We start from the raw sequence: 18,836 nt of genomic DNA on the forward strand, positions 1-18,836 counted from the left end.
ACCACTATAAAGTAATAGAGGCATAGGAGCACCCCGTCGGGTAACTTCTATGCCTCTAAGCTTAGTATTTTTTTATTGGAACCACTACAGGTTGAAAGACTCAAAAACATCACAAATGTCGAAGTACCAGTGAGCTTTACGTCTAAAGTAGACTTATCTAAATTCAGCGCTCCGTCAATCAAAACCGGTGTGCTGTGGGGGACGGTACCAGCCACAGTACGGTCTGGTGCCTCAATTCAAAGCAGATAAAACACGTCTTTGAATTGCCCCACGAGATTAGTCAGCCAAGAACGCTGACTAATCTTGCCAACACACCGCACACCGATTCTGACTGACTCCACTAAGCGTAAATAACGAATTTATCCAAAAAATAACTACTAATTTAGTTGGAGGCTGTTACTGATAGCATCGGACGTACAGGTGGCGTTTGACCGGCGTTCTTTGCCGACCTTACACCACGGACAGTCTGGGAGATTTGTGGTTTTAGCAAAGCTGCTGGGCGAGGTTCAAGACGTTTCTAAGGCTTGAACCTCGCCCGCATGTTATCGGCAACAACCGGAAACGGTAGTAATCGACTAGTTTTCATGACCTGATTGTTGACGTAGTGGTGCAGACCGTCAATTTTTAACTTTAGTCAATAACTTAAATACGCCAGAACTAATCATTTAACGATGATCAGTTCTAGCGTATTCTTTTATCATTATCAAATACAATAGTCACTTTATCAGGAACTATGACCCTAAAATCAATAACAGCATGACAACGCTCAATAAAATTGTAATCATCAATACCTTGTTAAAATAATGCTTTAATTCTGGCAAGCTCGTGTCAGTTAGTGACAGCGTAAATGGCGCTTCTGCCGTCCCTTCCGATTGCCAATATTTTGTAGCAGCGAACAATAGTCGCTCATACTGCCATAATCCACACATATACCCAAGCAAGAAAATAACCAGGCCGACTAAAAGATCAAAAAAATGGCCTGTGATGAACAAACCAACAATACTATACCCCAGTCCTAAAACGATTATCATCCAAAACACAACCAGAAATTGACGCGCATATGTGCCGTTATGATGGACCGGTTCAAATAAAAAATAACGTCGGGTTCGACTCCTTTTAAAAAAGCCATCGTTAGTCGCTTTTAAATGCAGCCACGGTAAGCGTCATAAACTAATTGACCGAATCTCCACTGAAAGCCACAAAAGTAGCCCCCACATCATCAAGCTTAAAATAATAAATTGCACTTATTAATCCTTTCTGGTTTATAACCAGCGTCAACGTCCAGATAACTGATTACCACAGTTTACAAATGATTGTTTCCAAGTATAACACTATATAACGGATTATCATGTTAGTTTCGGATGATAAAAAAATCCGACTCACCATGTCAGTAAGTCGGATCGATTTGCTATTTTAAATTTTAGTACCAGTTATTAGCTAACCAATGTGCCTTAGCAGCACTCCATGAACCATAACGGGAGGCAACATAGCTGTCAGCAACCTTTTCTTGGTTGGCAGCTGAGTAATCACCATTAAGATATGAGGCACTTAATTGATACTTACCAATAAATTGGCCGTTAGTGGCTGTATATGAGCCACCAGATTCTTTGTTAGCGATCCATGCTTTAGCAGCACTGTCACTATCATTGGTAGTCGTTGCAGTCGTTGTCGTATCTTGACTTGTTGATGAAGCAACATTTTCGCTTGTCGTATCAGTAGTCGTTGCAGTTGTACTTGCAGCAGCTGTGTTAGTTGAAGTTGTTGTTGCGGTCGTTGAACCGTTAACTTCAAGTTGGTCACCGACGAAAATCAAGTTAACGTTTTTCAAGTTATTAGCCTTTTCGATGGCGTTAACAGTGGTTTGATGTTCGCTAGCAATCTTAGCGACCGTGTCACCAGATTTAACAGTAACAGTATCGGCGTTAGCAGTCGTTGAAGCGACGGCGAACAAACCTAAAGCGGCAACAGTTGATAAAACAAGATTTTTTGCTTTCATTAAAATACAACACTCCTATTAGTTTGGCTTAGTTTCTATCGGTTAAATTCCTATGATTCTCTTGATCAGTCATAACTAATCAACAAAATCTAGTATACCGGGTGGATGTTGCACTGGTATCAATGGGACGTTACATTTTTGAGGGTTCATTGTAATAAACGGCCGATTTCGTAATACTTTGTAATATTAATCGGTTATCTCAGCCAGTCTTTACCAGTTCAATGGTCAAAAAAACGCTCAACACGGCCATTTTGGCTATGTTGAGCGTCCTATTAAGTCTAAGCTTCGACAGTAAATTCGTGTTTTGCTAAGCGATACGATTGATCGCAGGCTGCCGCAACATCTGGTTCATGAGTGACGATAATCACACATTTATGTTGTTCGTGAGCAATTTTTTGAAATTGTTCAATGACATATTGCGTATTTTCCTCATCTAAATTCCCAGTTGGTTCATCTGCAACCACGATTTTAGCGTCACACACCATCGTCCGAGCAATCGCCACGCGCTGCTGCTGACCACCGGATAACTTCTGAACATTTTTCGTCATCTGCTCATCTGTAATTCCCAGCTTGCGTAACATGTCCATCGCAAAAGCTTTATCACCGCGATGACTTGAATTCGTCACCGCCATTGCCGTTAACAGGTTATTTAATGGCGACATATAGGTCAATAAATTATACGATTGGAACACAATCGCGACATGTGAGCGGCGATAATTTGTTAATCCAAGTTGATTAATCGGCTCACCGTTCAACTCGATTTGACCGGCCCGTGGCTTATCTAAGCCAGCTAGCAGCGACAAAAATGTCGTTTTACCAGAACCACTTTGCCCTACAATTGCGTATGAGTGTCCCGATTTAAATTCAAGGTTCACATGCTCAAACAGGCTGTTTTCTTGGCGATCATACCAATAACCAATATCATTTGCTTTTAACATGTTCAAATTCCTCCTATTCAATCAAGACTTTCTTCGGCTGCAGTCGCAGAATTCCGCCCGAGGCTAACATAATGGACAAGAACATAATCGCTAACCCGAAACCGCCGAGTTCAACTAAATCCAGCGCCGTTACATTGATTGCTAATTCTGCTTGTTTTTGTGATGACATTGAACTGTTGCTGCCTGGCGCACCGCCACCTTGCATATTGCCAGCCGGTTTTGTGTCAGAAGTGTTACCACCAGGAGCCCCGCCGCCAGGGCCCTGTTGCGTACTCATGGTACCGGTGGTCGTTTGTTGTGAAACGAGCTGTTTGCCAAGTTGATTCCCGACAAATTTACCGCCAGCACCCGCAATCGCAATGGAAACAACTAAGACCATTACCATTTCGACAAAGAATTGCGCAACGATTTTCCAGCGAGCTTCACCCAATGACAGGAGCACACCAATTTCATAACGACGTTCACGAATCATTAAAATCACAATCAATGCTAAGATAATCGTTCCAGCAATGGCGACTAACCAAACGATCTTATCCGCAAATGACTTCACGTTCGCCATTGAAGCTTTGACGGTTTGATAACTACTATCATCCGTCGTCAAAGAATATCTCGACGTATTAATCAAAGCCTTCCCAGCCTTTTTGGCTGCGCTGACTTTGGCCGGATCAGAAACATTGAAAGTAACTGAATCAGCAGTATTTTTATACTTAGTACCCTTGACCGTGTTGGCAAAAGTATATGAAGTATAAACACTGTTTGACGGATCAGTTGCGCCAGGACCTTGTTGCGTACTTGCACTAGCACTAGCTTTATAAATCCCAACGACCTTCAACGTATATGTTTGCTTCGTCCCAGTTGTGGCTTTCAACTTTATCGAGTCACCAACTTTTAAGCCATCTTCCTTGGCTAACTCACTTTCGATGACGACATTATTAGTCCCTTCATCAGCTATGGTAATCCCGCGGCCTTTGGTGATTTTGCTAGAACTATTTTCAAAAGCAGAAGTGGTGCTCGTCGAAGTGACGCCGGAAATTGCAATGTCGCCAGAACTCGTGGTACTGCCACCCATGCCTTTCATGCCACCAGCTGAACTACTGCCAGAGGTTGAAATTGCACTAAACCCTTTCGCATTAGCTGACGTAGAAACTGTCGCCGTGTAACTGGCGATATTACTGAGTTTTGCGATCTTCTTAGCATCACTTAATTTAACCGGTGATGTCGTCAGTTTGGGCCGACTAGTCTTGCTCGTCGATGACCCACTTCGCATCTTCTTGAATGCTGCTTCTCGATTGGCTGAGAGCGTCAGTGTTGCACCAACACGCTGCTTCGCATTACTCGTTGCCGTATCCGCGGCATTTCGAATCAATAGGCCAGCTAAGACAAACAACATAATTGCTGACGTGACCAGAATTAATAAGATTGAACGACCTTTCTTCGCCGTTAAATTAAGCCATGCCCGTTTGAAAAAATTCACGTTTGGCCCTCCTCAAAATTAAGTATTAGTATTGCTTTGAACTGAACAGTCCTCAATTTACAGGGCAAAAAGGATTAAACTATGAACTTCTTGGGGTCTTTCGGTGGTTAGTTACCGAATATTTTTGATAAGGCATTGCTAATGCAGTGATGAGCGGGGTTGTGGTCAAAAAAACCAACGAAAGAACGTCGCTGGCTTTAGAATGCTATTTAGATAAACTGAATCGTCAATCGCCGATTCATTGCAGTGGCGATATCAGACAAGCGATTCAGTGACACATTTATTGAACCGTTTTCGATTTCAACAACTGTCGCCGGTGGTTGCACAATCAGTGCAGCCAATTCGCGTTGACTCATTCCAAGTTTCTCACGAAGATCACGAACCTTGACCCCCAAGTCTAAACGGGCACTTTTTATCGCCACTAACTCGTCAGATTCTGAATCTCTCAAATCAGCGCCCCTCATTCTCAGGTGCCCAATCACAGTCAGCCAAATGATCATTAATCAGACCAGCACCTTGCAAATACGAATAAATGGTCGTTGGCCCGACAAACTTGAAACCGCGCTTTTTCAATGCCTTGGAAAGCCGTTTAGCTAAGTCATTAGTCGCTGGTATTTCAGCCGAAGTTTGCCAAGCCTGACGAATCGGCTGGTCATCGACAAATGACCAAAGCCAGTCAGCATAAGACGAACTCGCTGACCACTTCTGAATCACTTTAGCATTATTAATTGTCGCCGCTAACTTTTGACGATGGCGAATAATACGCTCATCTTGCAGTAAACGGTCAAGATCCGCATCAGTCATCGCGGCAACACGCGCAATATCATAATTATAAAAGTCTTCCTTGAAAGCCGCCCGCTTATTTAAAACCGTCTGCCAACTTAACCCAGCCTGATAAGTCTCTAGTGACAACAGTTCAAATAACTTTTGTTGATCGTGTTGTGGTCGTCCCCACTCGTTATCATGATATTCCTGCATTAATGGTGTCGAATTTGCCCAATCGCATCTTTTCATCTGTCCTACCTCCAACGTTTCATCTTTGATTGATTACAGCATACCACAAGAGCACAAACGTATGTTCTTGTTTAACTAAAAAATAATGTCCGTAGCTTAGTCTACTGACCAAGCTAACGGACATCATTTAAATAAACACTTTAATTCAAAAACTTACTTGTGTGACCGTTTCGTAGAGTCATCCGTAGTTGAGTCGTCTTCCATATTATCCGTCAAAGGATAGGTTAAACGAATCAGTGCTGGAATAACTGTTGGAATGGCAAATACCAGGATAATTAACCCGATAATCACAACCATCGCCACTTGAATCAAAGTCAAGACACCAGATGGCATCAAGGCCGCGAACGTCCCACTTAGAATCAAGGCGGCGGATAAGACCACAGCCCCAATTACGGAAGAAGCCCGCACAATTCGAGTACTTGGCGTGGCCGCCGTATTATCAAACTCACGGTATTTCATCATCAAGAAGATACTGTAATCGACCCCGAGGGCAATTAACATGATGAAACCGAAGAATGGCGTGTTCCAAGTCAACATATCTTGGCCCATTAACCAACTACTCAACATCCGCGTGATACTCAAGGACATAATGTAAGCCAATAACAAGGTCCCTAAGATGTAAAACGGTTGTAAGACAGAACGCGTGATGACCATCAAGGCCAACAAGATTCCGACTAACATGATTGCTGCGGTCCGAATGAAGTCACTCGACGCGATAGCTTGAGTATCGTTCGTTTCAGACGTTTGACCACCAATAGCAATCGTGGAACCGCCTAACGAAGTCCCTTTCAAGGTGTTTTGTGCTTGCGTCTGGATGGCTGAAATCTTGTTCATCGCAGCCTTTGAGCTAGGATTATCCTTTAAGACAATCGTCAACTTCGTCGCATGGTAATTATCAGACATGTAAGTGTTCAAAGCTGTCTTATACGTCTTACCTTTCAACGTACTCTTTGGTACATAGTAGGTATTCGCCGCATCAGACTTCTTCAAACCAACCAAGTAGCTATTCGCTGAACCAACACCTTTGTTGATAGTCTTGGTCCCGTCGCTAGCCGTGACTAACCCTTTTTGTAACGTATCCATCTGGCCAACTAAACTTTGTAATGTCGTATACATCGTTTGGTTCCCAGCGGCAATTTGTGAAGCGCCTGAGGTTAAGGCCGCAGAGTTGGCAACTAACTTGTTAGTCCCAGCATCTAGGGCACCGATAGCACTCACTAGCGTTGGTAATTGACCTTGTAAGGTTGTTAAGCCAGATGTAACTTGACTAGAGCCCGAAGCCAATTGACTCACGCCACTAGCTAATGCTGGTACTTGTGCATTTAATTGGCTATTCCCAGAAGCAAGCTGTGCAGCACCGCTATTTAATGAAGAGGAATTAGCTGCCAATTGATTGGTTCCAGCCGTCAATGCACCGATTGCATTAGTCAACGTTGGAATTGATGCATTCAATGTACCTACACCATTATTAATCTTATTAGCACCCGTAGCTGCCTGTGAAACATAACCAGTATATCCATTAATGCTTGAAGCAAGTGTCGCAGCACCAGTCTGCAATTTACTCAAGTTAGAGCTCAAACTGTTCATGCTAGGAACAAAGCCTGGATTTGCAGCCGTTCCATTACCATTAAGCGCATTTTGTACGTCAGTAATTGAACCTTCTAGCTTGGTAATTGCTTCAATTGCTTTTGTATTAGCAGTCTTTGAATCGGTTGCAAGCGTTGTTAATTTGGATAACTTATCCATATTAGTACTCAAGTCTTGCAATTTAGCTGCAGCCGTACTGATGTTATTCAATTGCGTTTGTAAATCCGACAGCGCCTTTAAACCAGCACTGGCATCGGTTGAACTGCCAGCTTTAGTCGTCGCAGTACTTGAACTGTTATTGGCACTATTTTGTGCGTTCACTTGTGAGGTTACCGCCGAACTAATCGCAGCTTTTTGTTCTGAAGTCGCTGCTGAACCAGCTGCAGCAATTGCTGCAGAAGCAACCGCATTTGCATCGACACTAGCATTGGTTGCACCAGTTTTGACATTATCTGCACTAGATGCACTTTCTAATGCACTTTGGATGGTTCCCATATCCGATTTAATCGGTGTTTGAGCTGTTGAAAAAACAGTCTTAAAATTATCGGCATCATCTTTAGCAGAACCCATCGAACTAGAGAGTTGCTGCAATTCATCCATACTTGAATTTAACTCACTAAGTCCTGCGGTCAACTTAGCTAGATCCGTTTTAGACTGAGTAGTGTTACCGTCATTAATTTCCGTCTGCATGGTAGTTAATTGGTTGGCAATCTCCGCTGAACCACTTTGAAGTTGACCAATACTGCCAATCAATTCATTTTGCTTGTCAGCAACTGTGCCATTTTGACTTGCTAAACTGTCTAAACTTGAAGAGAGATTAGAAGTCCCATCGAATAATTCGCCAACTTTAGAACTCAGCGTTCCCGTCTGACCATTTAACTCATTCAAGCCATTATTTACAGTATAAACACCATTTGTGTAAGTGACGACGCCTTTAGCTAACGTGTTCGAACCACTCGCCAATTGGCCCGTGGCACTCGATAAGGCACCGGTTTTACTATTCAAAGTATTCAAACCAGTTGTAACTTGCTGTGAACCCGCAGTTAATTTATTTACCCCACTAGCCAATGTGCCAGTCGAGCCATTCAACTGATTCAAGCCATTATTCACGGTATAAACACCATTTGTGTAAGTGACCAATCCAGTTGAAAGGGTCTTGGCGCCATCAGCTAAAGTTTTAGCACCACTGACACCGGATGACATATTTGAGCCCTTCAGTTGACTGCTAGCACTATCCAAGCCACTACTAATCTTCGTTAAGCCCTTGCTTGCTGAGTCCATCCCAGTGGTAACTGTCCCTAATTGCTTCTTAACATATAGGTCACCGATTTCTGCACCACCCGGTTGACTCACAGAAGCAACCGTCTTGACACCCTTAACCTTCTTCAATTGACGGGTTAAGTTGTCAATAGTTTTGATATCTTTTTCATTATTTAACGCATGATCTGATTTGATATAGAGCGTTGATGGTTCCGCCGTCCCTTTCGAGAAATGCGCTTGAACCACTTTGAACCCTTGTTTAGCAGGAATTGAATCATTCAGTTCTGCCAAAGTATCATAATTTAATTGATTACTATAGGTAAAGACGAATGGTGCCGCGACACCTAAGACAACGACTAGCGCAATCAAAGGATAGCGAACGGCATTCTTCGAAATGCCATGCCACATCTTGCTAGTACTACCACCCGCGAAATTCTTAGATGGCCAGAATAACTTCGGTCCGAGTAATGCCATGAAAAATGGATTTAAAGTTAACAAAACTAACAACAGAATGGCTACCGCTACGGCGACCCCAACAGCGGAACGATAAATCGAGAAGTTAGCTAATCCCAGGGCACTAAACCCAATTAACAGTGAGGAACCACTATACAGAATTGTCCGGCCAGCTATTCTCAACGCCCGCCCAGTCGCAGCGACTGGACTATCGCCATGACTGAGTTCTTCTTTGAACTGATCAAACATCAAAATGTTGTAGTCCGTCCCAATCCCAAAGAGGACCACGACCATAAAGACTTGCGTAAAGTTAGATAGTGGGAAATTGAATTTCTCAACTAAATTCATCACAATACTTAACGAAATAATGAACGATAGACCAACTGACAATAACGACACAATTGGCGTAATTGGTGATTTGAAGACTAATGTCAACACAATGAAAATGAAAATGACGGTAATAATTTCAGTCTTCTGTAACCCAGTTTCCGTTTCTTGCGTGAAATCATCATTTAAGATGTCACTCCCAGTGACGTACGTTTTAACGCCACTAGTCTTGGCACCGTCGGTAATATTTTTCGTCATATTAGTAACAGTCTGATTTTCACCGACCATTAGTTGTAATAATTGCGTCGATTTATCCTTAGAGATCAATTGCTTTTTCGCAGCGGCATTATCGCTCGCTGCGGTCATTGATTTCACATGATATTTTGACTTCTGGACCTTGAAACGTTGAATCGTCCCATCGATTTCTTGCTTCTGAGTCGCAGTTAGCGGTTTATCACCGTTACTAAACACAACGACCACTTGGCGCGTATTATTTTGATGACGCCCCCAATGGTTTTGAATAACAGACGCGACCTGACTCTTCGCGCTACTTGGCAACTGTGTCTGGCCCTTATCACGGACCAAACCGCTGACATTTGGCAAGAAGATGATGGCCGCCACCATCACTACTAACCAAACAACAGCCTGAATGGTAAATTGTCTACGGCTCCCTTTCAATGTTATATCCCTTCCCTAATTCAGATTCTAAAACGACATCGTGACATTTAATCAACAATGTGTTTAAATAATAACAACATGTTAGTTGAAAATTACAGAAAATTCAAGCAACAATTTTCATAATTTCGTCATTAAATAAACAACAGTGGCGAAATTGTTTACTTAATGAGGTGAAATAATTAATGGTAGGAACAAAAAATAATCGCCGCGCCAAAATGACGGAACGGCTCATCCAAAACAGCCTGATTGAATTGTTACAAAACCAACCAATTAATGAAATTACAGTGACTGCCGTCTGCAAATTAGCAGACATTAATCGTGGGACCTTCTATGCCCATTATGAAGATGTGAAAGATTGCGTCCACACGATCGAAGAAGACGCCACGGCAGAGTTACTTGCCGTCATTAATGAACACACTGATCCCAATTCATTGCACGCCATTTTAACGGGAATCTTCGAAATCGTGAAGAAACGCCATGCGGTCACCTCATTTATCCTCACCACTGATCAAGACTTCTTAATGCGATTCATCGCCATTACCAAACGAGAAATTCTCGAAGATGACCGCATCAAGATTGCCAATATTGACCCTCGTGAAGGCGAGTACATGTTTGAATATTACTTAAATGGCATCGTCGGGGTTGTTCGCTACTGGCTCAAGACTGGTCTAGAAGAATCACCTGAACAGTTGGCCAATTACATTAATGATTGGTGGTATCGTGGCAAACCGTTCAAAGATATTCCAAACAAATCTTAACGATTGTTAGTCAATCACAACCTTTCTTAAACAACCTAAAACAATAACTAACAAAATCATCATGGTTCGGTCCGCAAAGCATTCACATTTTATCAGTATGATAATCCTTGTATTATTGATAAGGTCATACTGAAAGTGAAGTGTTCCATATGTTACTGGATAATAACCCACGCATTAAAAATATCATGGCGGCTAAAATAGTGAAAGTATTCTATCCTCAAATCATTGTGAAAACTGAATCAGGCCAATACTTTCCAGTTAATGTCAGCGGATCTGAATTGAGTGACTCACTTTTCTGGGAAACAGTCCAAGATATTTGGCGGGCCCAGCTCTGGGTGCCAATCGGCCGTCATTTTCATCAATTGTTGGCAGATGATTGACTTTTACCTCAACCCGATGTCAGATTGCTCAACTAATTGATAACCATCCTAAATCTAACAAACTAAACTTGCTGCGACCTTGACTCACATCAAGGTCACCAAAAAAGTCCTACAAAACCATCATCGGTTTGTAGGACTTTTCTAACGGGCACGTTTTGGTGGTTGCTGATCATACATCCGTTCCTTAATGTCGTCCATTTCTTGATCTAATTGCGTAATCAAGTGAGCCTTTTCGGTTAAGGAATGGCGCAGCGCCGCCTGATTAGGAACATTCTTCTTATAATTCAATTCATGTTCCAACGACGCCCAGAAATTCATGGCAATCGTTCGAATCTGTAATTCAACTTCAATGATGTTTGGACCATCCACCGTATAAATTGGCACACCAAGAATCAAATGTAAGCTTTGATACCCATTCGCTTTAGGGTGGTTAATATAATCCTTTACCTTCAACACTTTTAAATCCGCTTGCGTCGCTAATAAGTCTTCCACCGTTTTAACATCACTTAAAAACCGGACAATTAGGCGAATGCCCGCAATATCATGTAAATTATTAAAAACAGCTTCCAAAGTCAATGGCAATTGCTTACGTTGCATCTTGCCAATAATGCTCTCCGGTGACTTAATTCGTGACTGCTTGCTGTCGATCAAGGCGTAGCCATAACGTAATTCATATTCCCGACTAATATAATCCAGCTTGTCTAGAACAAGTTTCATCGCAACTTCATAACGTAATGAATACGCTCTCAATTGATCGACCGCTTGTAATAACTCCGGCTGTGCTGGTAATAGTACATCTGGTTCATCTGCTTGAGACTCTGTCTTACTCACTTTGCGTATCGCTCCAATGACTTTTGCAGGCCTGTTTAGACCCACACTATTGAGTGGTGACGACCCATTCACGGACAATCTGATCATAATCGATTTGGTATTGTGCTTCGCCAGCACTGTAACCTAGACGACCACTAACGTCTTTAAACTCACTCGGAATTAAGCCGTGACTTTCGAGTACCTTCAAATGCCCCACGACCATCCGATCTTTTGAAAAATGCTCAAATCGGTGCCAGAAACGTTGAAAGCTTGCAAAATCAACGACGTCAAAAACCTCATTGCGCAAAACTTCGGCATCAAATTCAAGCCGAACATTCGAACTTTTTGGTGTCAATTGCGTTTCCTCCAATTATTCTTAATACTTCAATCATAAGCATAATCATGTCATGGTGCAATCATTAACTCGTGAATCAGGTCGGCCTTAACCGGAAATTAAAAAAAGTTCGAGCATCTAGTCTCGAACTTTCCTTTTTCACTTAATTAATTTTCCGTTTAGGATTTAAAATACCCATTGGATCAAATAACGCTTTGATCTGATGTTGTAATTGATCGACGTCTTCACCTAACTCAGCGTTGTTCCATTGATTTTTTAACATTCCAACGGCGTGTTCACCGGTAATCGTCCCACCGAGTGCTAAAGTCTTGTGGAACATTTCTTGCAAGGCAACGATCACGTTATCTGGCACTTTGGTGGCCTCCTTTGGCCAAACCAACGTTGGATGCACATTTCCGTCACCGGCATGCCCCGCCGTGTAAATCTTAACGTCTAACCGTTTTGCCAAATCTGAAATGTAATCCATTAATGGCGCCAACTGTGACAACGGCACGGCCATGTCTTCCATAATATGATTTTGGCCGGCAAAGACAGCTGGTAGCATATCGCGCCGCAATTTTTCTAATTGAGCTTGCTCTTCCGGCTTAGTCGTTATCGTGACGTTGCTGGCATCATTTTCCGCCAACAATTTACGCACAAGTTGCATGCTAGCTTCACCGCCATTGTCGAGCTTGAAGATTAACATGGCGGCACTATCTGACGCATAGTGGGTGTCTTCATAGCGATCCAATGCAGCCACGGTTTGACCGTCCAATGCTTCCAGCATGGTTGGATAAACGCCAGAAATCCGAATTGCCGCAACAGCTTTAGCTAGCTTAGTCATGTTATCAAAGAACGCCATGCCCATGACTGGTGTTCCAAGTGGAATTGGCATTAATTTGACGATAACTTCCGTGATAATGCCCAGCGTTCCTTCAGAACCAACCATCAACTGTGTCAAATCATAGCCAAATGCTTGCTTCAACGTTCGACCACCGAGTTTGATTTCACGGCCATCTGCCAGCACAGCCTTCAAACCGAGGACGTTATCTTTAGTGGCACCATACTTCACCGTACTCATACCACCGGCATTAGTCATGACATTGCCGCCAATACCAGAAATTGGCTTCGAGCCAGGATCTGGCGCATAGAACATGCCTTCTTTACGCGCAGCTTGATCCAAGTCACCATTAATAACACCGGGCTCCACGACAGCCAAAGAATCAGCTTTACTGATTTCCAAGATGTGGTTCATTTTAGCGGTCGATAGAATCAACCCACCCGTAATACCATCTGATCCAATGACAGTGCTGGTCGTTTGTGATTGCGGAATCACTGGCAAATGATATTTACGAGCAATCTTCAAAGTTCCCTGAATGTCTGCGGTGGAATGTGCTTCAATATACGCTAACGCCAAACCACTATCATCATCCGTAAGCCGTTTGCTAAAAGAAAATTTATTTAACGTGTCTTGATCAGTAAAAACATGCTCAACTGGCACTGCTGCGGTTAAATCCGCCAAAATATCCGCGTCCGAAAACGCTTTAAATGTTGTCAAACTAACATCTCCAATTCATCAAATTATTCTACGTGATTAGTATAAGCTAACTTTTTATAATTAGCTGCATATATGTCTTCAAATCCATTTGCACACTTTCCTTTCAAAGTGTTCGTGATGGTATCTATTTTTTGAATTAAGTACACTCAAAATAGGTATTTTTAAGTCGGCCGCTAAAAAGGTATGCTTACAGCTGTAGATTCAAAAGGAGGACACTATGCGACATATGGGACATTCAAGAGTACGACCGTGGGTGATCGCAGGGGGCTTAATCGCGCTCATTGCACTCATTACCGTGGGAGTCATTATTCGTCAAGCCCAGGCACGCTACCAGTCTGTCTATACGGGGTCAGATGCCAGCCAGACGATTAAGGCCAACCAACCAATCAGTCTCTTATTGCTAGGTGTCGACACTGGGGCTGATGGTCGTATTGACAAAGGCAATTCAGATACTATCATGATTGTCACCATCAATCCTAAGACTGAAAAGACCGTGATTACCAGTATTCCGCGTGACACGTTGGCCGAAATGGTGGGCACGAAAGAAACCAACGTCCAAAAACTAAACGCAGCTTATAATATTGGTGGCTCTAAGATGGCGAAGGCTAGCGTAAGCAAGTTATTCAACGTTCCGATCAACTATTACGCCACCATTAACATGGGCGGTTTAAAACAAATCGTGGATGCCGTGGGTGGTGTCACTATTACGAGTGACATGGACGTTACCTTTGACCACATCACCACGACCAAAGGAACTCATCATTTAAACGGGACACAAGCATTGAGCTATACACGAATGCGGTATCAAGATCCCCGTGGCGATTATGGTCGCCAGCTTCGGCAGCAACAAGTCATGCGTGCCGTTTTAACTAAATTGGCTAAAACGAGCACCGTTTCGCATTACAGTGAGCTGTTAAGTTCACTCAAAGGAAACCTTAAAACCGACCTTAGCTTTGACGATTTAGTCACATTGGCTACTCATGATCGTGCAAATATGAAAAATATCAAATCGACCCAAGTCGTCGGAACTGGTGCCTGGATCAATACGAGTTCCTATCAGATTCTAAGCACGAAAAAGCTTCAAACGGCATCCGATGACATGCGCACACAATTAGGACTATCAACAGAATCCTTGAGTAACATGGAAACAAAGCTCAATAAACTCAATCCAACTTACGACGGCATCAACAATCAGAATTACAATACCAATGGTTTAGACACGATTACCTATACAGACGGCACTTATTAACTAAGGGTTGAACCGGTCCTTCGTTCACATATTATCAACAACAACCAGAAGCGGCAGTAATCGACTAGTTTTCAACGCCTGATTATTGACATAGTGGCACAGACCGGCAATTATTAATCAAAATACACGTTCCAACATTGTTTAGCAGTCACAATGTTGGAACGTGTGTTTTTGTATTCTCAATTAAGTTAAAGTGGCCCGCTGACCGTATCTGTTTCAAAACAGACATAGTTATTTTTGAAGTTCAAGGCAGCCGATCGAAGCCACGCTCAAGCAATTAACGATCCTTGCCAATTTTTGAATAATGTAATTAAACCGCCCGTGTTATCATTAAACTCATATTTTTTATTTTTCGTGGCGGCAATAGCCGAATCATGTTTAATTCGTAAATCGCTCATCCGTAGCGTCAGCTCAAACGGTTTGAAAGTTTGAGTTGACCTAACCTTGATCCAATTCGCACGATGGTCAGCGACAACGTAAAAGTACTGTGTCAGTGCCGTTTTTAGATCAGTCTGTTTTAAAATACCCGTTTCCATCACGCACGCCCCATTTCCTTTAATTCCTATTATTAGGATAAGGGATGAAACGCATTTCAGGTCAAGCAAAAACGATTAAAAAATTTAAACTGAAATTTTAATTGTTACACTTTAATAACACTTACTTAAAGTACTAGGCTTATTAGTCAAATGGTTGTACTATATACTTAAATGTTAATTCACTGGCTTGCTAATCGTGCAAGTTATCTCAAGTTAAAGGAGTTGCCCACCATGATTAAGACTGAACCAGTTCATCAGCAGAAATTTTGCTACCTAATTGAATTAACCGGTGATATCCATACTGATTTACTCGCCTCACTCTCGGCTGATGAGCAAAAACTGGGCGATTGGGAACGCGTTTATTCCGCCAAACTGCCAACTTGGCGTCTCTGGTCTGACGAAAATGCCGACACCATTCGCTATGTAGTCTCACACGTGATTGCCCGGTACTCACTGCCGCAGAATGATTATTGGTTAATTCAATACATTGGCACGGATCACCAACATCCAACGATGTTACACCCACGTTTCCACACACGCTAAGTTGATCATCAATTTAATAATGAAGATAGCAACGGAACTCGATTTTAGAGTTCCTTTTTTAATCGCCGATTTGTAAGGAAACTTCGCCAACTGATTATGGGGTCACTGGTCCGCTAAAATACGGTTCATTAATCGTAATCGTTCCCACGTCAAAATTTATCGTTGTGGCTGCTCCATAAGGCGGTGCAGTTCTTGGATAGGCATGACCAAAATTAACATTCATTAAAATTGGGATCTGTGCATCCGCCGTCGCCTGCAATAATAACAACCGGTATTCTTCATAAAAGCGCTCATTTTGTGGCTTTCCGACAATGATTCCAGCAACCGCATCCAAAATACCAACTGCTTTTAGCTTGGTCAACATGGTTGAGAAAAGTTCCGGACTAGGCTGTTCATCACTAGTTTCGATGAATAAGAGGTGTCCACGCCAGTCTTTTGCCGCCGGTACCAGCCCATATTGTTGCGCCACCCGAGCTTCATCTGGATAACGCGTCGTCGTGAGTAAATCGTAAATGCTATCTAAGCAACCACCAAGTAAACGACCAGTCACCTGACCACTACCACGTAACACCTCGTAATGCCGCCTTTCTACATGACTGACACGTTCCTGATCTAGCGCGGCTGAGCTAAAGTCAGTACGTTCATCATACCAAGTTGGACTACTTTTGATAGCCGTAGTTGCCGGATTCTCAAAATAATGGGAAATCGTGGTCGCTGTGTAAGGTAACAACATGGGTCCTAATTCAGCGAAGTCATTTAAAAAGTTTGGGCCATAAAAGGTCTGCAAGCCTAGTTGGTAAAACATCAAATGGTCAACGGTTGTATCTGAAAAACCAGTAAACAGCTTGGGATGCTGCCGTACCGCTTGAACGAACTCGGGATCAGCCATCAACGTTGGTACAAGCCGATAAGTATCATCGCCACCGATTGCACAAATAATTCCTTTAATGCGATCATCTAAAAAAGCACGTTTCAAATCGGCAGCTCTATCCTCGGGATGCGTCTTTAACGCCGCCAAACCTTGCAACGCATTCGGCATGATTACTGGTTTTAAGCCCAACTGTTGTAAGCGTGCCAACCCGCGGTTCAATTGATGTTCACTGCTCGACTCTCCTAATACTCCACTAGACAAACTCACAATTGCAACTCGATCCCCACGTTTTAACGCTACTGGTTTTTCCATTGACATGCCTCGTTCTAATTTTATTTTAATCTTTTAGCCATTCTATTATATTATCTTGGTTTTGCCAATCTAAAATCGGCAAAAAAAGAACCCACCGAAGTGAGTCCTTTCAAAGTTCAACTTAAGCTTTAGCAGTTTGGGCTGCAGCAGCAGCTTCTTTTGCAGCGAAAGTCTTTTCTTCTTTAACTTTATCACGATCCAAAGCCTTGAAGAAGAAGTAGTAAATCGCGCCATCAAGAACGATGTTAACGATTTGCATTACGGCACCGGAAACGTGACCAGTTGCCAAGTAACCAGAGATAATTGGCGGCGTGGTCCAAGGAACCATGACACCCATTGTCTTAGCAACCAAGCCAGTCGACATCGCAACATAAGTTGTAACAACGTTGGTTAATGGGGCCAAGATAAATGGAATCGCCATCCGGTAGTTCATAACAATTGGCAAACCAAAGACGATTGGTTCGTTAATGTTAAAGATTGCAGGTCCAATAATCAATTTACCTAAAGTCTTAAATTCAGCACTCCGTGAAACAAAGGCAATCATAAATGCTAACCCAAGGGTCGCACCAGAACCACCCATGTGGATGAAGTTATCGAAGAATTGTGACGTAACGATGTTAGGAATAGCTTTACCAGCACTAACAGCGTGCGCGTTTTGTGACATTGCTGATAACCAGATTGGTGACATAACGCCGGAAACGACGTTGGCACCATGAATCCCGAAGATCCAAAGTAAACAGATCAAGAATTCAGCAACTAAGGCACCTGGTAAGGTGTTACTCAATAAGCCTAATGGTTTAGCTAAGACAAATGAGATCACGTTAGGAATACTGCCCATTGGGGTAGCTTCAACCAGTAAACGTAATACCCAGATCAAAACTAAGATAATGGCACCAGGGACTAAGGCAGCAAATGAGTTGCTGACTGCCGGTGGCACACTTTCAGGCATCTTAATCGTCCAATTGCGATGAACCATGAACACATACAGGTCGGTAATAAATAAACCAATAAGAAGAGCAGTAAACAAACCAGCCGAATCAAGTTGTGTTAATGGTACCCATAAGGCCCCTGCCTTATCAGTGTTTAGCGGAATTGTTAATAACCAAGCACTCATAGCAACAATGGACGCTGAGATTGGATCGACTTTGTAACTCTTAGCCATGTTATAAGAAATCCCAATAACGGCAATTAACCCCATGACATGGAATGATGCGTTGGTTGGATATTGAACAATGGTTGCCCAGTTCTTACCAAAGGTATTTAACATAAAGTTTTGATAACCTTGGATTGGGAATTGAGCAATGATCATGAAGACTGACCCGATGATGATCATTGGTACGGCTAATGTCATCCCATCACGTAACGCGATTAAGTGACGAGAACCAGCAATCTTACCAAATAATGGGACGAGTCGGTCATTAACGAAACTAGATTTATTGTCTTCGCTCATGTCGTTGACCCCCTAGAATAATTTAAAAACGCATTGCTCTAAAATCAACGTCTTGGATATCGCAAGACCAACTGCATCAACGCCCACTTCAATAATGGCCAATTATTTGACGCTAATGCAATTGATTGAATAATAGCATGTTTCTTGTCAGTGGCTGTTCTAGCTCACGCAACAACTGAATGCGCTTTCTATAAATTCTATTATACCCATCATTGTGGTAATGTATACCCTTTCAAAACATATTGTGTAGTGTTTCCTATAAAGAAACATGTTCCATTTAAGGAACATATTCCTGGTTATTTTAGTAA

The 18,836-nt window shown here is 42.5% G+C and carries 17 protein-coding genes; 4 read left to right on the forward strand and 13 right to left on the reverse strand.

Annotation, left to right across the window (positions count from 1 at the left end; genetic code table 11):
* Positions 1-731: 731 nt before the first annotated feature.
* The 7 genes from FFM64_RS10335 to FFM64_RS10365 all read right to left on the reverse strand — a co-directional run bounded on the left by FFM64_RS10335 (position 732) and on the right by FFM64_RS10365 (position 9,727).
* Positions 732-1,031, reverse strand: coding sequence for a hypothetical protein (locus FFM64_RS10335; RefSeq protein ID WP_137607948.1), 300 nt, complete (start codon positions 1,029-1,031; stop codon positions 732-734).
* Positions 1,032-1,420: 389 nt separating this feature from the next.
* Positions 1,421-1,996, reverse strand: a complete 576-nt coding sequence (gene apf, locus FFM64_RS10340) for an aggregation-promoting factor (protein ID WP_137607949.1) — start codon at positions 1,994-1,996, stop codon at positions 1,421-1,423.
* Positions 1,997-2,274: 278 nt separating this feature from the next.
* Positions 2,275-2,934, reverse strand: a complete 660-nt coding sequence (locus FFM64_RS10345) for an ABC transporter ATP-binding protein (protein WP_137607950.1) — start codon at positions 2,932-2,934, stop codon at positions 2,275-2,277.
* Between the two features lie 13 nt (positions 2,935-2,947).
* Positions 2,948-4,408, reverse strand: a complete 1,461-nt coding sequence (locus FFM64_RS10350) for an ABC transporter permease (RefSeq protein WP_137607951.1) — start codon at positions 4,406-4,408, stop codon at positions 2,948-2,950.
* A 209-nt stretch (positions 4,409-4,617) separates the two neighbouring features.
* On the reverse strand, positions 4,618-4,857 hold the full coding sequence (locus tag FFM64_RS10355) for a helix-turn-helix domain-containing protein (RefSeq protein WP_263390091.1): 240 nt from the start codon (positions 4,855-4,857) through the stop codon (positions 4,618-4,620).
* A 1-nt stretch (position 4,858) separates the two neighbouring features.
* Positions 4,859-5,422 (reverse strand): DNA-3-methyladenine glycosylase I, encoded by a 564-nt coding sequence (locus FFM64_RS10360; protein ID WP_137607952.1) that lies wholly within the window; start codon positions 5,420-5,422, stop codon positions 4,859-4,861.
* A 153-nt stretch (positions 5,423-5,575) separates the two neighbouring features.
* On the reverse strand, positions 5,576-9,727 hold the full coding sequence (locus FFM64_RS10365) for an MMPL family transporter (RefSeq protein WP_137607953.1): 4,152 nt from the start codon (positions 9,725-9,727) through the stop codon (positions 5,576-5,578).
* A gap of 182 nt (positions 9,728-9,909) precedes the next feature.
* Here FFM64_RS10365 and FFM64_RS10370 point away from each other — a divergent pair, with 182 nt between their 5' ends.
* Together FFM64_RS10370 and FFM64_RS10375 are read left to right on the forward strand one after the other, a co-directional pair.
* Positions 9,910-10,485: a TetR/AcrR family transcriptional regulator gene (locus FFM64_RS10370; protein WP_137607954.1), complete on the forward strand. Its 576-nt coding sequence runs from the start codon at positions 9,910-9,912 to the stop codon at positions 10,483-10,485.
* A 149-nt stretch (positions 10,486-10,634) separates the two neighbouring features.
* On the forward strand, positions 10,635-10,865 hold the full coding sequence (locus FFM64_RS10375; RefSeq protein ID WP_137607955.1) for a hypothetical protein: 231 nt from the start codon (positions 10,635-10,637) through the stop codon (positions 10,863-10,865).
* Positions 10,866-11,006: 141 nt separating this feature from the next.
* Here the strand turns inward: FFM64_RS10375 and FFM64_RS10380 are convergent, their stop codons facing one another.
* The 3 genes from FFM64_RS10380 to FFM64_RS10390 form a co-directional block, all read right to left on the reverse strand.
* Positions 11,007-11,696: a GTP pyrophosphokinase gene (locus tag FFM64_RS10380; RefSeq protein ID WP_223876951.1), complete on the reverse strand. Its 690-nt coding sequence runs from the start codon at positions 11,694-11,696 to the stop codon at positions 11,007-11,009.
* A 46-nt stretch (positions 11,697-11,742) separates the two neighbouring features.
* Positions 11,743-12,030 carry a hypothetical protein gene (locus FFM64_RS10385; RefSeq protein WP_137607957.1) on the reverse strand — a complete coding sequence of 96 codons (288 nt, stop codon included), beginning with the start codon at positions 12,028-12,030 and terminating at the stop codon, positions 11,743-11,745.
* Between the two features lie 142 nt (positions 12,031-12,172).
* On the reverse strand, positions 12,173-13,567 hold the full coding sequence (locus FFM64_RS10390) for an FAD-binding oxidoreductase (protein ID WP_137607958.1): 1,395 nt from the start codon (positions 13,565-13,567) through the stop codon (positions 12,173-12,175).
* Positions 13,568-13,784: 217 nt separating this feature from the next.
* On the opposite strand from FFM64_RS10390, the gene FFM64_RS10395 reads away from it, so the two are divergent.
* Positions 13,785-14,816, forward strand: coding sequence for an LCP family protein (locus tag FFM64_RS10395; protein ID WP_137607959.1), 1,032 nt, complete (start codon positions 13,785-13,787; stop codon positions 14,814-14,816).
* A gap of 269 nt (positions 14,817-15,085) precedes the next feature.
* Here FFM64_RS10395 and FFM64_RS10400 read toward each other — a convergent pair whose 3' ends face one another.
* Positions 15,086-15,352: a hypothetical protein gene (locus tag FFM64_RS10400; protein ID WP_137607960.1), complete on the reverse strand. Its 267-nt coding sequence runs from the start codon at positions 15,350-15,352 to the stop codon at positions 15,086-15,088.
* A 231-nt stretch (positions 15,353-15,583) separates the two neighbouring features.
* Between FFM64_RS10400 and FFM64_RS10405 the strand changes: the two genes are divergently transcribed.
* Positions 15,584-15,895, forward strand: coding sequence for a hypothetical protein (locus FFM64_RS10405; RefSeq protein ID WP_137607961.1), 312 nt, complete (start codon positions 15,584-15,586; stop codon positions 15,893-15,895).
* A gap of 94 nt (positions 15,896-15,989) precedes the next feature.
* On the opposite strand, the gene FFM64_RS10410 is transcribed toward FFM64_RS10405, so the two are convergent.
* Together FFM64_RS10410 and celB are read right to left on the reverse strand one after the other, a co-directional pair.
* On the reverse strand, positions 15,990-17,078 hold the full coding sequence (locus FFM64_RS10410) for a S66 family peptidase (RefSeq protein ID WP_137607962.1): 1,089 nt from the start codon (positions 17,076-17,078) through the stop codon (positions 15,990-15,992).
* A gap of 121 nt (positions 17,079-17,199) precedes the next feature.
* Entirely contained in the window at positions 17,200-18,528 is a 1,329-nt protein-coding gene (gene celB / locus FFM64_RS10415) for a PTS cellobiose transporter subunit IIC (protein WP_137607963.1), read from the reverse strand.
* Positions 18,529-18,836 lie beyond the last annotated feature (308 nt).

This window comes from Lactiplantibacillus daoliensis, assembly GCF_005405005.1.
Taxonomy (GTDB): domain Bacteria; phylum Bacillota; class Bacilli; order Lactobacillales; family Lactobacillaceae; genus Lactiplantibacillus; species Lactiplantibacillus daoliensis.

What these genes read in the sequence shown, in the direction of transcription:
- FFM64_RS10400 (WP_137607960.1), bottom strand. Translation starts at nt 15,352, where the DNA reads ATGGAAACGGGTATTTTAAAACAGACTGATCTAAAAACGGCACTGACA.
- FFM64_RS10370 (WP_137607954.1), top strand. Translation starts at nt 9,910, where the DNA reads ATGGTAGGAACAAAAAATAATCGCCGCGCCAAAATGACGGAACGGCTC.
- apf (WP_137607949.1), bottom strand. Translation starts at nt 1,996, where the DNA reads ATGAAAGCAAAAAATCTTGTTTTATCAACTGTTGCCGCTTTAGGTTTG.
- FFM64_RS10360 (WP_137607952.1), bottom strand. Translation starts at nt 5,422, where the DNA reads ATGAAAAGATGCGATTGGGCAAATTCGACACCATTAATGCAGGAATAT.
- FFM64_RS10405 (WP_137607961.1), top strand. Translation starts at nt 15,584, where the DNA reads ATGATTAAGACTGAACCAGTTCATCAGCAGAAATTTTGCTACCTAATT.
- FFM64_RS10410 (WP_137607962.1), bottom strand. Translation starts at nt 17,078, where the DNA reads ATGGAAAAACCAGTAGCGTTAAAACGTGGGGATCGAGTTGCAATTGTG.
- FFM64_RS10375 (WP_137607955.1), top strand. Translation starts at nt 10,635, where the DNA reads ATGTTACTGGATAATAACCCACGCATTAAAAATATCATGGCGGCTAAA.
- FFM64_RS10335 (WP_137607948.1), bottom strand. Translation starts at nt 1,031, where the DNA reads ATGATAATCGTTTTAGGACTGGGGTATAGTATTGTTGGTTTGTTCATC.
- FFM64_RS10345 (WP_137607950.1), bottom strand. Translation starts at nt 2,934, where the DNA reads ATGTTAAAAGCAAATGATATTGGTTATTGGTATGATCGCCAAGAAAAC.
- FFM64_RS10395 (WP_137607959.1), top strand. Translation starts at nt 13,785, where the DNA reads ATGCGACATATGGGACATTCAAGAGTACGACCGTGGGTGATCGCAGGG.
- celB (WP_137607963.1), bottom strand. Translation starts at nt 18,528, where the DNA reads ATGAGCGAAGACAATAAATCTAGTTTCGTTAATGACCGACTCGTCCCA.